Here is a 15,214-nt window from a genome sequence, read left to right on the forward strand (position 1 = left end):
CCTGCCTCGGGTCAATTTATTAACGAAACGCTAACACGGGTTTGGGGTATTCGGGAACCGCCTTTTCAGCAATCTCAGGATGTGAGTGTCGCGGGCGTCCCATTTTGGTCACATTTTCTCTAGCCAATTGCATCACTTAGCGTGGAGCGATAGCAATGTTTTCAAACGCGCTCGCCCAATAGGATAAGCACATGCCCCACATCGATCCCGTCAAACTCACCGCCGATTTGATCCAATGTCCTTCTGTCACCCCTGAGGAAGGCGGTGCATTGGTCTTGCTGGAACGCTTGCTAAGTGACGCTGGCTTTTCTTGCACTCGCGTTGATCGTGGTGGCATCGCCAACCTCTTCGCACGCTGGGGCGACAAAAGCGCCGCCAAGACTTTCGGCTTCAACGGTCACACAGATGTTGTCCCTGTGGGTGACGAAGCCGCATGGACCCACGGTCCTTTCAGCGCCGATATCGTTGACGGAATTATGTATGGCCGTGGCACGACAGACATGAAATCTGGCGTTGCCGCTTTCGCCGCCGCTGCGATTGATTTCGTTGCTCAAACCCCGCCAGATGGCGCTGTGATCCTAACGATCACGGGCGATGAAGAGGGCGACGCACTCGACGGTACAACTGCCCTGCTTGATTATATGGAGCGCGAAGGCGAGCAGATGAGCGTTTGTTTGGTCGGTGAACCAACTTGCCCGAACGAGATGGGCGAGATGATGAAAATCGGTCGTCGCGGATCGTTGACGTGCTGGTTCGAAGTCACTGGAAAGCAAGGCCACTCTGCCTATCCGCATCGCGCCAAGAACCCTTTGCCGGCTGTTGCGCGCCTCATGGATCGCCTCGCTTCGCATCGGTTAGACCAAGGCACCGATCATTTTGACGCCTCCACTCTTGCGGTCGTCACCATCGACACGGGCAACCCCGCAACCAACGTCATCCCCGCCAGTTGTCGTGCCACTGTAAACATCCGATTTAACGATCTGCACTCTGGTGCAAGCCTGAGCGAATGGCTCCAACGCGAAGCCGACGAGGTCGCCGCCGCCTTCGACACGCCCATCAGCCTCAAGATCAAAATCAGCGGCGAAAGCTTCATTACCCCTCCCGGTGCCCTTTCCGATCTCATCGCGAAATCCGTCCATGCCGAAACAGGCGTCACCCCCGAGATGTCCACCACCGGCGGCACGTCTGACGCGCGTTTCGTCAAGAACCATTGCCCCGTCGTGGAATTCGGTCTCGTCGGTAAAACCATGCACCAAGTGGATGAAAACGTGCCAATCGAGCAGATCAACCAACTCAAGAATATTTACGGGCGCATCCTGAAAGACTACTTCGCATGAGTGTCGCTCAAACCACCGACATCGCGCTTTGCCAATCCATCCGCAAAATCGTCTTTACCGATGAACAGGGCGTCAGCACCGCTGATGAAGTCGATGGCATGGACGAGACTTCCGTCCATTTTCTGTCCTACCTAAACGACAAACCCGTCGGCACAGCCCGCGTCTTCATCAAAGACGGCTCTGCCAAAATTGGCCGCGTCTGCGTGCTCAAAGACGCGCGCGGCACCTATCAAGGGCAAGCGCTGATCCAAGCTTGCCTCGATTGGGCACGCGAGCAGGGCCACCCGCGCGCAGTTCTCGGTGCGCAGCTTGATGCACTCGGGTTTTACGAAGGGTTCGGCTTCAAAGCATATGGCGACGTTTTCAACGACGCAGGCATCGACCACCGCATGATGGAACTCTTTCTATGAGGCCCACACTGGTCATCATGGTCAAAGAACCGCGCCCCGGTCGGGTCAAAACCCGTCTTGGTCGCGACATTGGCCTTACCGCCTCCGCATGGTGGTTCCGCCACCAAACCCGCGCCTTGCTGCGCCGTATCGAAGATCCGCGCTGGCACACAATCCTCGCCGTTGCCCCTGATGCTGAGGGCCTCACCAGCCGCATCTGGCCTGCGCATCTTCCTCGCGTTGCGCAAGGGCGCGGTGATCTCGGCCATCGCATGTCCCGCATCTTGCGCGGGCTCTCCAAAGGCCCCGTTTGCATCATCGGTGCTGATATCCCTGACATCACCCGCCCCCGCATTGCAGAAGCGTTCAAGGCGCTCGGCAATCATGGCGCCGTCTTTGGCCCCGCCCCCGATGGAGGCTACTGGCTCATCGGCCTAAAACGCGCCCGCCCTCCACGCGCCGACATCCTCACAAACGTCCGTTGGTCTACTGAACACGCCCTAACAGACAGCTCGCGCTCTTTAGGCGATGTGAGCATCGCCCATGTCGCGACGTTGCGAGATGTGGATACGGTGGATGACTTGAAACTTCTGTAGCTCCTTGCGCTCCCATGCTACATGCCCCCACATGAGCAAATTACCCAATAAAGCCACGATCCTGACTTGGATCACTGAAAACCCCACCCAGACCGCCAAGCGCGACATCGCGAAGGCGTTTGGCATCAAGGGGGCGAAGCGCATTGATCTCAAGCGCATTCTGAAAGAGCTGGAAGCAGAGGGTCATCTCACCAAACGTAAAAAGACGTTCCGCGATCCTGATAGTCTGCCGCCTGTTTCTGTCTTGCAAGTCATCGGCCCTGACAGCGACGGCGATCTCACCGCCAAAGCGATGGAGTGGGAGGGGACTGGCCCAGATCCCGAAATCCTGATCATCCCGAAACAAGGCGACAAAGCGCTGGGCGCGGGGGATCGCATCTTGGCGCGTGTGACCAAGATCAAAGGTGCCGGAAACCTCTATGAGGCGCGCCTGATCCGCCACATCGGGGCTAATCCCGAACGCATCATCGGTATCTTCCGTCAAAGCCATGAAGGCGGGCGTATCCTGCCTATCGACAAGGGCGCGGCGAAGGAATGGGAGGTGCCTGCGGGTGCCGCAGGCGGTGCGAAAGACGGCGAACTCGTTGAAGCAGAGCTCACCGGAACGAAGGCCCGCATGGGCCTGCCGCGCGCGCAAATCGTGACGCGTTTGGGGGATCCGACTGCGCCCAAAGCCGTCTCTCTGATCGCGATCCATCAACACGGTATCCCCGATCATTTCCCCGATGAGGTGATTGCTGAGGCTGATGCCAAAGAGCCCGCTGGCCTTGAAGGTCGCACCGATCTGCGCGATGTGCCGCTGGTCACAATCGACCCCTCTGATGCGCGCGATCACGATGATGCGTGCTACGCTGAACCTGATACGGACCCCGCCAACAAAGGCGGTCACATCCTTTGGGTCGCGATTGCCGATGTGGCGCATTACGTCACTCCCGGGTCTGAACTCGACCGTGAGGCGCGCAATCGCGGAAATTCCAGCTACTTCCCTGATCGCGTTGTGCCTATGCTGCCGGACCGCTTGTCTGGCGATCTTTGCTCGCTGCACGAGGGCGTCTCTCGCGCCTGTATCGCTGTACGCATCGTTATTGATGCAGAGGGCCAAAAACTCTCCCATGAATTCAAACGTGGCTTGATGAAATCGCCTGCCTCGCTGAACTACACCGAAGTGCAACAAGCGATGGACGGTAATCCGAACGAGAAAACCGAGCCTTTCGTTAGCACCGTTCTGCGCCCGCTTTATGCGGCCTATGCGGCGCTGAAAAAAGCCCGCGCAGAGCGTCAACCGTTGGAATTAGACCTGCCAGAGCGCAAGATTATTTTGGACGACGATGGCAAAGTCACTTCTGTCGCTTTTGCCGAGCGTTTCGATGCGCATCGCTTGATCGAAGAATTCATGGTCCTTGCCAATGTTTGTGCCGCGGAAACCTTAATCGAGAAGAAGCAGCCGCTCTTGTTCCGCGTGCATGAAGAACCGTCGCAGGAGAAGCTCAATGCGCTTCGTGAAACGGCTCAAGCGGCAGGTTTGACGATGGCGAAGGGGCAGGTGTTACAGACGCGTCACCTCAATCAACTCTTGAAGCAAGCGGCTGATACGGATGAGGCGGAGTTGATCAATATCTCGACTCTCCGCTCTATGACGCAAGCCTATTACGCACCTGAGAACTTCGGTCACTTCGGTCTCGCGCTGCGCAACTATGGGCATTTCACCTCGCCTATTCGTCGTTACGCTGACCTGATCGTGCACCGTGCTTTGGTCACTGCACATGGCTGGGGCAAGGATGGTTTGACGCAAAAGGATGCAGATGGTCTCAAGGAGACCGGTGAACATATTTCGCAAACAGAGCGTCGCTCGATGGTTGCGGAGCGTGACACGACAGATCGCTATCTCGCGGCCTTCCTAAGTGAATATGTGGGCCAAGAACTTGGCGGTCGCATCAGTGGCGTCGTCAAGTTTGGGGTCTTTGTGAAACTCGATGCGACGGGTGCGGATGGGCTTATTCCTGTGCGCTCGCTCGGGCGTGAGTTCTTCCATTTTGACGCGGATAGCTCGACCTTGATGGGATCTGATACTGGACTGACGATCAGTCTTGGGCAGCGCGTCACGGTCAAGCTCGCCTCGGCCACGCCGCAGACGGGTGGTGTCGAACTGGAGATGCTTACGCTGGATGGCAAAGAAATGCCAAAGGGCGGTGGCGGCGGCTACAAAGGACGTGGCCAACCAGCCCGACGCAAGGCAAGCAATGCCAAGCGTAAGGCGGATAAGGTGAAGCGCAAAGTAAAGCGGACGCGTTAAAGTTTTGGGTAGGCCGCGTCACGCACGCGCGCCACATATGCAGGCAGGCCTTCCCATCCTTTGAGCAATTCGCGCGCACCTGTTTTGACGGGTAGGTTTATGATCATGTCGAGCACAGGGGCGATCGCAGCATCTGCTGCGGTGGGTTTCGCGCCGAATAGAAACGCTTGATCGCCAAGCTTTGTGCTGAGCGCATTCAGGTCGAGCATCATCCGAGCTGCACGCTCGTCTTCAGAAAATTGAGCAGTGCCTTGGGCAATCATTTTGGCGCGCACGCCTTTGCGCAGTTGGCGCGTGAGAGAACCGCGAATGAGCCAAGGGATCGTTTTGAAAAACTCTGCTCGGGTGTGTTCCCAGCTTTCATCAACGAGCCAACGATCATGGACGAGAATGTTATAAAGGCCTGCTTCACACATTTGGATGAGCGCGTGTGACTGGGCTTTTTGGTCCGCTGACAGACCTTTGTTGAAATCCACGCCCTTGTTTTCGAGATACATTTGAATGCTTGCGCTGTCGGGGATCAATTCTGTGCCAGCGCGCAAGACGGGCAAGCGACTAAGGGGCATTTTGCGGGGGTCGTGCAGGTACTCCGGTTGCCATTCTTGGCCTGACATTTGCAGCAAGCACATCGCTTTGACGCAGTAAGGGCTATGGCTGGGTGCGCCGAAACTGCCGGGGAACGTGAGTAGGGTGAGCATCGTGTTTCTCCTGATTTTCTGCTACCCTTGCTATGGCACGCTACTGACATTTATTGTCAGTAGGTTCTGTTAGAGTGAAAATATGTCTCGCACCGCACGTCTGTTCCAATTGATGCAAGCCCTTCGTCAATCTGCGCCCCCTGTTCGGGCGGAAAATTTGGCGGGTGAGATGCAGGTTTCGCTGCGAACCATCTACCGCGACATTGATAGTTTGCGCGATCTTGGGGCCGTGATCGATGGGGAAGCGGGGTTTGGTTACACACTGATCGAGGACGCGACGTTGCCGCCGTTGGGGTTTGATGATGAGGAAATAGAAGCGTTGGTTCTAGGGTTGCGCGAGGTTGGGCAAACGGGTGATCCATCTTTGGCAGAGGCTGCGAAGCGTGCATTGAGCAAGCTCAAAGGACGCCTCCCGCCGAGCCAGTCACATCGTTTGGAGCATGCTGTTTTGTCGGCGCGGCGTTTCAGAGAACGCCCAAAACCAGGGATTGATCCGAGGGCATTGAGGCGCGCGGCGTGGGATGAGGTGAGTGTGGCGTTTGCCTATGTGGACAAAGAGGGTCACGCGACGAAACGTAGTGTCGACCCACTTGGGATTACAGCACTGGATGAGGTGCAGTGTTTGCTTGCCTATTGTCATTTGCGTCAAGACTACCGCTCTTTCCGGTTGGATCGCATGCGCGATTTGGAGGTGAGCGGCGACAGTTTTCGCCCCAAACGCGTACCGATGCTGCGCGAATTTATTGAGCGTATTCGCAATGATCCTTTCGCGTCGGCGAATAGTCGCAATCCGTTTGCGTGATTTCTTTCGAATTGGAAACAATCAGGTTAAGGTCGATCCTATTGGTTTCAAAAGGTGACCCCATGCGCGCGCTATCCTTTGTTTTTTGCAGTGCTCTTTGTTTGCCAGCGGTGTTGTCTGCTCAGGCTGTCGAACGCTCGATCCGCCCCGAAGTGCGGCCGAGCGGCGAAAGCGTGACACCAGTCAAAGCGGCTGCGGTGATGTCCAAGATACGGCCGAACGCGCGGCCAACGATCATCAAAAATGAGCGCACGGTGACACCTGCGGCGATCCTCGCAGCGACCTCGAACGCTGGTTTCAAGCGGTGGATTTCCGGCTTACGCAGTCGTGCTTTGAGCGCTGGGATTAGCCCTGCGGTGTTTGAGCGCTCTTTTCGGGGTGTCGCGTATTTGCCTAAAGTAATCGAACGTGACCGCAATCAGTCCGAATTTACCAAGACGATTTGGGAATATCTGGACAGTGCAGCCTCCGACACGCGCGTGGAGAATGGCAAGACGGCGTTAGCGGCGCACCTGAGTAAACTTGAGGCGATCGAGGCGAATTACGGTGTTGAGAAGGAAGTTGTGACAGCCGTTTGGGGTTTGGAGAGCAACTATGGAGGGTTTCGCGGCGAAACCCCTATCGTATCAGCGCTCGCGACGTTGTCCTATGATGGGCGGCGCGGACGGTTCTTTGAGAGCCAGTTGATTGCCGCTTTGAAGATTTTGCAAGCGGGTGATACCACGCCGGAAAATATGACGGGCAGTTGGGCGGGGGCGATGGGGCACACGCAATTTATCCCGACGTCCTACCTTGATTATGCTGTTGATTTCACAGGCGATGGGAAGCGCGATATTTGGAGCGACGATCCGTCTGATGCGCTTGCCTCTACAGCCGCATATCTCAACCGTTTTGGCTGGGTCACAGGGCAACCTTGGGGCGTTGAAGTAAAGCTTCCTGATGGGTTCAACTACAACCTTGCGAGCCGCAAAATCAAGAAAGCACCAAGCGATTGGGCAGCGCTCGGTGTGTTAGGTATGAACGGGAGCGCAGTGCCAAATCATGGATCCGGCTCTATTTTGTTGCCTGCTGGCGCAAAGGGCGCTGCGTTCATGGTGTTCAAGAACTTTTCAGTTATCGAGCGTTACAATGCGGCGGATGCTTATGTGATTGGCGTAGGTCATTTGAGTGACCGTATTCGCGGTGACGGGCCGATCAAGGCGTTATGGCCACGTGAGGATCGTGCGTTGACGTTTAAAGAGCGTCAGCAAATGCAGCGTTTGTTGAGTGCGGCTGGTTTCAATACGCGCGGCGTGGACGGAAAGATTGGTCCCAACACAGTGAGCGCGATCAAAGGGTTCCAGAAAGCGAATGGGATGATTCCTGATGGGTACGCGTCGCTAAATCTGCTGAAGCAGTTACGCTGATTGATGGGGCAGGAGCCTCCGGCGGGGATATTTAGAAAGAGAGGAAGCGCTTAGCGTAGCTCTGGTTTAGGACAGTTGCCTTGTAGGTAGCATTGCTCGACCTGTTTAAGATCCGCTTTGCTTGGGTTTGCGAAGATATGGCCGCCGCAAGGGTTGGTGTTGAGCGTGTAGCCCGTGTCGGTCTTTTGCAAAAACACCAATGCTTCTGTCCCGCTTTGCGCGGAGGAGCACCAAGGGCCATAGCATTTGATCGCCAAGTCTAGACGCGTTGAAAACGGCTGGGTGAAGCCTTTTTTATTGAGCGCAGTTCCTTTGAGACGTGCCGGAATGAGGGTGATTGGCGGCGTGTCGTCTTGGCGGCTCATGTCGACTTTTGGCAATTTGCGTTCATTGAACGTCAGCGTGCCTACTGCGGCTACATAGCCATCCTCAGAGGTTGCGACTTCGTAGATTGCATTGTCCAGCCCATAGGGCACGCAGGAGAGCGCGTGCAACGGAGAGGCGGCTACAAGAGCGGCGAAAATTCCTGCAAGACCCGCGCGTAGACGTCGCGTTTGAAGGGTACGATATTGGCCACAAGCTGGTCGGAGGGCGTCCAGCGCCATTTGGAAAACTCCGGGATTTCCGTTGCGATGTCGATGTCCGCATCGGTGCCGTGAAACTTCATGAGAAACCATTTTTGCTCCTGACCTTTGTAGCGCCCTTTCCAGAGTTTTGGCACAAGCGCGTGGGGCAAGTCATAGGGAAACCAACCCTTTGTTTCCCCAAGGATCGTGACGAGGTTGGGGGTGATACCTGTTTCTTCCTCTAACTCGCGCAAGGCAGCGACGTCTGCTGCTTCGCCTTTGTCGATGCCGCCCTGGGGCATTTGCCACGCGTTTGCGCTGCTATCGAGGCGCTGGGCGGTGAAAACCTCATTGGCCGCATTGACCAGCATGATGCCAACGCAAGGACGATAAGGGAGGGCGTTGATTTGCTCGGGTGTCATGTAAGAAGCCTTTTAAAATGTGTTGGGGCTTGTGTATCTGTTGGCGGCGCTGTGTACTAGAGCCTTCACAGGACCTGGCGGGCGAGATGTCGAAGATCATAGACAAGCGTGTCACAGCGCAACTTGAGGGCGATTTTGTCGTTTTTCTCATTGGCGTAAAAATTAATGCTTGGTGGAAAGTTCACAAGTGGCTTCCTGTTGTGATGGCGATGCCCAGGATGTTGAAGGAACTGTCCATTCAACCGAGTGAAGAGACTGGCTTTCTAGGCCACACCAACGCAGGCCCAAGTTTGATCGTACAATATTGGCGCAGCTTTGAGTATTTGGAAGCCTATGCCAAGTCGCAAGAGCATGCTCATTTCCCAGCGTGGCGTGCTTTCAACAAAAGTATGAAACTGACCCGTGGTGATATCGGAATTTGGCATGAAACCTATCTGGTGCGCGCGGGAGAGTATGAAAACGTCTATTCAGGAATGCGCCCCCACGGGCTGGGCCGTGTGGGAGATCTGGTTTCTGCGGACGGTTCTTTGAGCGAGGCGCAGGGTCGTTTGAAAGACCGCGTTTAGCGGTACTTTGCTGCGGTGATAAATTCGCCAAAGCTTTCGCACCATACAACGACAGTCGTGTGGGCGTTGACATCGACGCCCTCAGGGACGCTTAGCAAGAAGCCACCGAAGGTTTTGACGGGACCAATGAGGCGCGCTTGATCTTTGATCACTTCAAATTCAGCTTCGTCTTCGACGAACTCATTGGTGAGATAGACCATGTAGTCAGGGCCAGGCGCGAGTTTACCCTCATGGACGATTTCAGTTGTGCTGACGCTAATGGTGCCTTCGCCCCAATGGAGAAAATCGCTCCCTTTGAGGCCGCGGGTGAGCTCCGCGGTGAATAAAGCGCTTTGCGCCTTTTCTTCGAGCATCGCCGCATCCGGGCTGCTGGGCGCTGTGAGAATGGGAAGAAGGTAAACACCAAGTGCGAAACCGATGGCAACCGCAATGGCGTGAGTGGTGAGGAATGTAATAAGTCAGCGCATGAGGTTATGTGTCTTTCGATGATTTATTTAAATTGAGAAGCACGAGTGCAATCGCGGAGGGTACCATTTGCGGCAGGCCGGATTTGAAGGCGACGGTGATGCTGGCAAATACACCTGCAACGAGGACGAAGCCGAGAAAGCAGTTCGCGACGTTCTTTTGCCAGCTGGGGTTTTTGATGAGGAGTGCCCAGACAAGGCCCACGGCGAGGAACGCGTTGTAGATTCCTTGGTTGGCTGCGAGTTGGGTGGTTTGCGCGAAGAGATCGGGCGGGAACATATCGAAGACGCGCGCGCCAATTGTTGTCCATGCAAAGATTTCAAACCAAGCAATATAGAAATGCAGCAACGCAATGAGCGCGATAAGCGCGAGGGCGGCAAGTCTCATTGGAAGCTCCAGTATTAATGGTTTCGAAAAACCATACCGTAACTGGGCGCAAATGCAAAAGGGCAGCTCGTTTCAGAACTGCCCTTTCAGATTTTGATGTGACCGAAACTTACTTGTCAGAACCCAAGGCGCTGAGACCTTTGAGGATGTCGATGGCATAGGCCAGTTGGTAGTCGTCCTCGCGCAGCTTCGCGGCTGTTTCTGCTTTCTCACGGTCAGCTTCGATCTGGCGGATTTCGTCCTCGGACAAGCTGTCGTTGTTCAAAGATCCACGCAGGTCAGATTCAGAGCGGCGGCGGTTGGAGATGCTCTCTTCATCTGCCTCATCCTCTGCCTCTGCCTCTGGTGCGCGGCGGGGTTGCTCCACGATGATGTCAGGTGAGACACCAAGCGCTTGGATGGAGCGGCCAGACGGCGTGTAATAGCGCGCTGTCGTTAGGCGCATCGCACCGTTTGAGCGCAAAGGCATGACCGTTTGAACAGAACCTTTACCAAAGCTCTTGGTGCCAATCACAATCGCGCGGCGGTGGTCTTGCAAAGCACCTGCAACAATTTCAGACGCAGAGGCAGACCCGCCGTTGATCAGAACCACAACAGGCTTGCCCATTGCCAGATCACCCGGCGTTGCATTGAAACGATCACCGTCCGCAGGGTCACGACCACGGGTAGAGACGATTTCGCCCTTCTCCAAGAATGCATCAGAAACGCGGATCGCTTGGGTCAAAAGACCACCGGGATTGTTGCGCAGGTCAATGACGAAGCCGTTGACGTTTTCCATGCCACCGAGTTCTTCGACCTCTTTAGCGAGCTTTTCTTCAAGGTTGGGTGTTGTTTGGTCGTTGAACGTGGTGACACGCAGAACAACTGTTTGGCCCTCAGCGCGCGAGCGCACAGCGGTCAGCTTGATCGTGTCGCGCACGATAGAGACGTCAAACGGCTCACCTTCGCCTTCACGTACGATTGTGACGATGATCTCGGACCCAACAGGGCCGCGCATCAACTCAACTGCTTCATCAAGCGCGAAGCCAAGGATGCTTTCGCCGTCGACGTGTGTGATGAAATCGCCAGCCTCGATACCTGCTTCGTCAGCTGGTGTGCCATCAATCGGAGAGACAACTTTGACAAAGCCCTCTTCCTGCGTGACTTCGATACCAAGGCCGCCGAACTCACCACGTGTTTGCACGCGCATGTCGTTGGCATCATCGGGAGAGAGATAAGAGGAATGCGGATCAAGGGATGTGAGCATGCCGTTGATCGCTGCTTCGATCAGATCGCCCTCATCGACTTCTTCAACGTATTGCGCGCGGATGCGTTCAAAGATGTCACCGAACAGATCAAGCTGTTCATAGACGTTAACCTTCTTATCGGCTTCTTGTGCCAGCAGAGGGGCGGCGACTTGGGTGGTCAGGACGATCCCGGCCAAAGTGCCTCCCACGGCGGCCATGATGAATTTTCTCATGTGCTCATTCCTTGTTTGCCGCGAACCACGAAAGCGGGTCCACAGATGTGTTATTCTCTCTTACGTCTATATAGAGCGTTTCTGAGCGGGTGTTTCCAGCCCCATCACTGCCTTGTGAGACGATCTGATCAATTTGGTCACTATTTCCGCCCATTAAGCCCACTGGGAAGCCTGCGGGCAGCACTTGGCCTATTTCGCCATAGAGCGTGTCTAACCCAGTTAAGATGAACAGCAAGTTAGCTTGCGGCTCAAGGATGACAACATTTCCGAGGTCCAGCAGCGGGCCGTGGTAGCGAATTGTTGCGGTTGTTGGTGTCGTAACAAGCGAACGTGGACGCGTCGCGATAAGAACACCGGGGCGCTTGATGCCAGCGGCATCGGCCTCGCCGGCGCGTCTAAGAACCAGACCTTCAACAGGGAGCGGGAGTTGGCCCTTGAGGTTGGTAATGTCTGGGAGGGGACCGAGCGCCTCCGATGTGGTTATCTTGCTAAGACCGCCAGCGAAGGCATCGAGCGTTTCGGTAGAGCTGATGAGGATTGCGGTGCGCACCGGGTCTTCGGTAAATTTCTTGGGGAGGTTTGTGCGATCTGCCATGGCTTGGCTTAGGGACGTGCGCGCGTCTTGAACACCTGAAAGGGCCGTGCGTAATTCGTCCGTCGCGGTTTCTTGCAAAGTGCGCAAAAGCGTCATTTCCTCAACATCACGGCGCAAGGCATTGGCGCGCGCAGTCAGCGCAGGGGTCAATTCCGCGACCAACATGCCAGAACGCACAGCGCCAGAGGGGCCATCGGGATGCGCCATAAGGACAGGGGCGGGGGCCCGCGAGATGGTTTGCAAAACCGCGAGCAACTCCGCGACTTCGCCATCACGCGCAGCGAGCTGGCGGGTGAGCACAGATTCACGGGTCGCGGCTAGGCGCAGGCCTTCGCGCATTGCGTCTAGGCCTGTTTCAAACGCTTGGATGGTTGCGGTCAGTGCTTTAACACGATCCCTTGCAGATTTCGCTTGTTCAAGTTGGGTCGAAGCGGCGCGCAAGCGATCCGCGGCCGCTTGCGCAGTTGCACCGGGATTGTCCTGCGCCGTCGCTTGGGTCGCGAGCGTGAGAGCAATCAAAAGGGCGCGCAGGAGGTGCATTACTTGATCAAGCTTTCACCGGTCATCTCAATAGGTTGTGGCAGATCCATGAGTTGCAGAAGTGTTGGTGCGAGATCCGCGAGGCGGCCATTTCTAAGCGTTGCGTTTTTGGGTCCACCGACGAGTGCGACAGGTACAGGGTTGGTTGTGTGCGCCGTGTGCGGGCCACCTGTTTCGGGGTCGATCATCTGTTCGCAATTGCCGTGATCTGCGGTGACGATCATCGCGCCGCCAGATTTTTCAAGCGCTTCAAGAACACGGCCAAGGCCAGTGTCCACTGCTTCGCAAGCTTTGATCGCGGCCTGTAGATCGCCTGTGTGACCAACCATATCAGGGTTGGCGTAATTGGTGATGATCAGATCGTAACCATCGTTGATTGCGCCGACGAAGGCGTCTGTGACTTCTGTCGCACTCATTTCCGGCTGCATGTCGTATGTGGCGACCTTGGGGGACGGCGCCATATAGCGGTCTTCGCCCTCTTCCGGCACCTCGATGCCACCATTCATGAAGAAGGTGACATGGGGATATTTTTCGGTTTCTGCGCAGCGGAACTGGAGTTTGTCGTGTTTCGCGACCCATGCGCCTAGCGTGTTGGGTATGTCGCGAGGTGGGAAGACTGTATCGAGATAGGCGTTATGGGATTGGGAGTATTCGACCATGCCAAGGGTTGTTGACCACTTAGGGCGTAGGCCTGTGTCGAACTGTGTGAAGTCAGGTTGTGCGAGTGCCGCAAGGATTTCGCGCGCGCGATCTGCGCGAAAGTTTAGACAGAACAGGCCGTCGCCGTCTTTGGCACCTGTGTAGCCATTGATCACAGTGGCGGGGATGAACTCATCGGTAATGTCTTTGGCATAGGCGGCATCAATCGTGGCTTTGGCGTTTGCTTGCACCTCGCCCTTGGCATTCACCATTGCATCAAATGCGGTGCTGACGCGCTCCCATCGGTTGTCGCGATCCAGCGCATAGTAGCGGCCGCAGACTGTCGTGATGGTTGCGCCTGTGGGCAGGGCGCTTTCTAGCGTTTCAAGGTAGCCAAGCGCAGAAGAGGGCGCAACGTCGCGGCCATCAGTGATCAGGTGAAGCGCGACGGGCACGCCTGCCTCGGCGATATGCGTGATGGAAGCGATCAAATGAGACAGCATCCCATGCACGCCACCATCTGAAAGCAAGCCCATGACATGCGCGGTGCCACCGTTGGATTTGAGCGTGTCGATGAATGCGACCAAAGCTTCAGCCTGAAAATAGCTGCCGTCCTCAATGGCGAGATCAATCTGCCCGAGGTCCATCGCTACAACGCGCCCTGCGCCGATGTTGGTGTGACCGACTTCAGAATTGCCCATCTGACCGCTTGGCAAACCCGCGTCAGGGCCGTGGGTTATTAGCTGCGCAGACGGTCCCTCGCGCATGATGCGATCAAAGTTTGGGGTGTTGGCCAAAGCAGGCGCATTTGCGGTGGTGTCATCGGACAGGCCCCAGCCGTCTAGAATGCAAAGAACTACGGGTTTTGGAGTGGTCATGCTCGGCTCTTTCTTGGGCTTTTGCCCCTTCTACGAAAAGCGACGCGGCAAGGCAAAGCTAAACGCGGTGATAAGGTGAGCCTGAGAGGATTGATGCCGCTCTGTAAAGCTGTTCGGCCAGCATCACGCGTGCAAGCATGTGAGGCCAGACCATCGACCCGAAGCTGAGTTTGAAATCAGCGCGCTTGCGCAGGTCAGGGTCAATCCCGTCCGCGCCACCGATAATGATGGCAAGATCAGAGCGCCCCGCATCGCGCCAATCGCCAAGTTTGTTGGCGAATTTGGGGGAGGTCATGACCGTGCCACGCTCATCCATCGCGCAGATAACAGCACCTTTGGGGATGACGCGATCGAGTAGAACCGCTTCCGCGCCCATGCCGAGGCTTTTCTTATCTTCGACCTCCAAAACGGACAAAGGGCCGAGACCTAAGCCCCGACCCGTACGATCAAACCGCGTTTGATAGTCGTCAAAAAGCACCTTCTCTGGACCAGCGCGCATACGCCCGACCGCACAGATGTGCACTTTCATTTTAAGATGTGGGCCGTGGCATAGGCTCTTCGCCGCCCATCCACATCTTTTCGATCTGGTAGAACTCGCGCACTTCTGGGCGGAACACGTGGACGATGATGTCGCCCGTATCCAAAAGAACCCAATCGCCGCTGCCTTTGCCTTCAAGTTTGGAGGCGCGACCAAGGTCTTGCTTGATCTTGTCTTGCAGCTTTTCAGAGATCGCAACGACCTGACGCGTGGAGCGGCCAGAGCAGACCAGCATGTAATCGCCAATCGCCGATTTACCGCGCAAATCGATCTGCACGATGTCTTCAGCTTTGTCTTCCTCGAGGGAATTCATGATAAAAGCCAGCAGCGCATCGCTGCTGGTGTCATTTGGGCCAGTCATCGTGGCGGACCCTTGATCAGCGGCCGTTGCCGCATCGGTGTTAACAGACAGGACACTGTCCTCCATAAGCACACCGATTCTGCCCCGGTGCTGGGTTTTTATTATGTAGCACTGGTGGTGGGAAATCTCAAGTTGTGCAGGTGCAGCATTTTGAGAGGCAGTGTTGCTGGTTTTGAGATGAAGAACATTAGGCAAAAAAGCCAAAGGAATGACGACTATACCGCTGCTACCCCAAAACCCGAATTTTTTCATGGGTTATGACGCGGAAATTGTCTGA

17 protein-coding genes are annotated in these 15,214 nt (G+C 55.8%); 7 read left to right on the forward strand and 10 right to left on the reverse strand.

What is annotated here, in order from left to right:
- Positions 1–191 precede the first annotated feature (191 nt).
- Genes dapE through rnr form a run of 4 tightly spaced genes read left to right on the forward strand, consistent with a single transcriptional unit; the run spans position 192 to position 4,615 of the window.
- Positions 192–1,337 (forward strand): succinyl-diaminopimelate desuccinylase, encoded by a 1,146-nt coding sequence (gene dapE, locus PFRI_RS13400; protein ID WP_072631213.1) that lies wholly within the window; start codon positions 192–194, stop codon positions 1,335–1,337.
- Positions 1,334–1,747: a GNAT family N-acetyltransferase gene (locus tag PFRI_RS13405; protein WP_072631214.1), complete on the forward strand. Its 414-nt coding sequence runs from the start codon at positions 1,334–1,336 to the stop codon at positions 1,745–1,747. Before dapE ends, PFRI_RS13405 begins: the two co-directional genes overlap by 4 nt.
- Positions 1,744–2,322, forward strand: a complete 579-nt coding sequence (locus PFRI_RS13410) for a TIGR04282 family arsenosugar biosynthesis glycosyltransferase (protein WP_072631215.1) — start codon at positions 1,744–1,746, stop codon at positions 2,320–2,322. Before PFRI_RS13405 ends, PFRI_RS13410 begins: the two co-directional genes overlap by 4 nt.
- 31 nt (positions 2,323–2,353) lie before the next feature.
- Positions 2,354–4,615, forward strand: a complete 2,262-nt coding sequence (rnr, locus tag PFRI_RS13415) for a ribonuclease R (protein ID WP_072631216.1) — start codon at positions 2,354–2,356, stop codon at positions 4,613–4,615.
- Here the strand turns inward: rnr and PFRI_RS13420 are convergent.
- On the reverse strand, positions 4,612–5,313 hold the full coding sequence (locus tag PFRI_RS13420) for a glutathione S-transferase family protein (protein WP_072631217.1): 702 nt from the start codon (positions 5,311–5,313) through the stop codon (positions 4,612–4,614). The genes rnr and PFRI_RS13420 overlap by 4 nt on opposite strands.
- Positions 5,314–5,395: 82 nt before the next feature.
- On the opposite strand from PFRI_RS13420, the gene PFRI_RS13425 reads away from it, so the two are divergent.
- Positions 5,396–6,115 carry a helix-turn-helix transcriptional regulator gene (locus tag PFRI_RS13425; protein ID WP_072631218.1) on the forward strand — a complete coding sequence of 240 codons (720 nt, stop codon included), beginning with the start codon at positions 5,396–5,398 and terminating at the stop codon, positions 6,113–6,115.
- Positions 6,116–6,177: 62 nt separating this feature from the next.
- On the forward strand, positions 6,178–7,521 hold the full coding sequence (locus tag PFRI_RS13430) for a lytic murein transglycosylase (protein WP_084649692.1): 1,344 nt from the start codon (positions 6,178–6,180) through the stop codon (positions 7,519–7,521).
- Positions 7,522–7,571: 50 nt separating this feature from the next.
- On the opposite strand, the gene PFRI_RS13435 is transcribed toward PFRI_RS13430, so the two are convergent.
- Complete coding sequence (locus tag PFRI_RS13435) at positions 7,572–8,015, reverse strand: hypothetical protein (RefSeq protein WP_084649693.1); 444 nt, start codon at positions 8,013–8,015, stop codon at positions 7,572–7,574.
- Positions 8,016–8,026: 11 nt separating this feature from the next.
- Entirely contained in the window at positions 8,027–8,509 is a 483-nt protein-coding gene (locus PFRI_RS13440) for an RNA pyrophosphohydrolase (RefSeq protein WP_072631220.1), read from the reverse strand.
- Positions 8,510–8,595: 86 nt separating this feature from the next.
- On the opposite strand from PFRI_RS13440, the gene PFRI_RS13445 reads away from it, so the two are divergent.
- The gene (locus PFRI_RS13445; RefSeq protein WP_072631221.1) at positions 8,596–9,075 is read left to right on the forward strand and encodes a DUF4188 domain-containing protein; all 480 of its coding nucleotides are present in this window, start codon (positions 8,596–8,598) and stop codon (positions 9,073–9,075) included.
- Here PFRI_RS13445 and PFRI_RS13450 read toward each other — a convergent pair.
- From PFRI_RS13450 to rsfS, 7 genes are all read right to left on the reverse strand, one after another.
- Positions 9,072–9,428 (reverse strand): DM13 domain-containing protein, encoded by a 357-nt coding sequence (locus PFRI_RS13450; RefSeq protein ID WP_245812385.1) that lies wholly within the window; start codon positions 9,426–9,428, stop codon positions 9,072–9,074. The two genes, PFRI_RS13445 and PFRI_RS13450, sit on opposite strands and share 4 nt — an antisense overlap.
- Before the next feature lie 118 nt (positions 9,429–9,546).
- Positions 9,547–9,927, reverse strand: a complete 381-nt coding sequence (locus PFRI_RS13455; RefSeq protein ID WP_072631222.1) for a DUF1304 domain-containing protein — start codon at positions 9,925–9,927, stop codon at positions 9,547–9,549.
- A gap of 109 nt (positions 9,928–10,036) precedes the next feature.
- Positions 10,037–11,386: a S41 family peptidase gene (locus PFRI_RS13460; RefSeq protein ID WP_072631223.1), complete on the reverse strand. Its 1,350-nt coding sequence runs from the start codon at positions 11,384–11,386 to the stop codon at positions 10,037–10,039.
- Positions 11,387–11,390: 4 nt separating this feature from the next.
- The gene (locus PFRI_RS13465; RefSeq protein WP_072631224.1) at positions 11,391–12,521 is read right to left on the reverse strand and encodes a murein hydrolase activator EnvC family protein; all 1,131 of its coding nucleotides are present in this window, start codon (positions 12,519–12,521) and stop codon (positions 11,391–11,393) included.
- Entirely contained in the window at positions 12,521–14,038 is a 1,518-nt protein-coding gene (gpmI, locus tag PFRI_RS13470; RefSeq protein ID WP_072631225.1) for a 2,3-bisphosphoglycerate-independent phosphoglycerate mutase, read from the reverse strand. The genes PFRI_RS13465 and gpmI overlap by 1 nt, the downstream gene beginning before the upstream one ends.
- A gap of 58 nt (positions 14,039–14,096) precedes the next feature.
- Complete coding sequence (rlmH, locus tag PFRI_RS13475; RefSeq protein ID WP_072631226.1) at positions 14,097–14,567, reverse strand: 23S rRNA (pseudouridine(1915)-N(3))-methyltransferase RlmH; 471 nt, start codon at positions 14,565–14,567, stop codon at positions 14,097–14,099.
- Position 14,568: 1 nt separating this feature from the next.
- Positions 14,569–15,003, reverse strand: coding sequence for a ribosome silencing factor (gene rsfS, locus PFRI_RS13480; protein ID WP_175549259.1), 435 nt, complete (start codon positions 15,001–15,003; stop codon positions 14,569–14,571).
- Between the last annotated feature and the right edge of the window lie 211 nt (positions 15,004–15,214).

It is taken from the genome of Planktotalea frisia (genome assembly GCF_001890925.1).
Taxonomy (GTDB): domain Bacteria; phylum Pseudomonadota; class Alphaproteobacteria; order Rhodobacterales; family Rhodobacteraceae; genus Planktotalea; species Planktotalea frisia.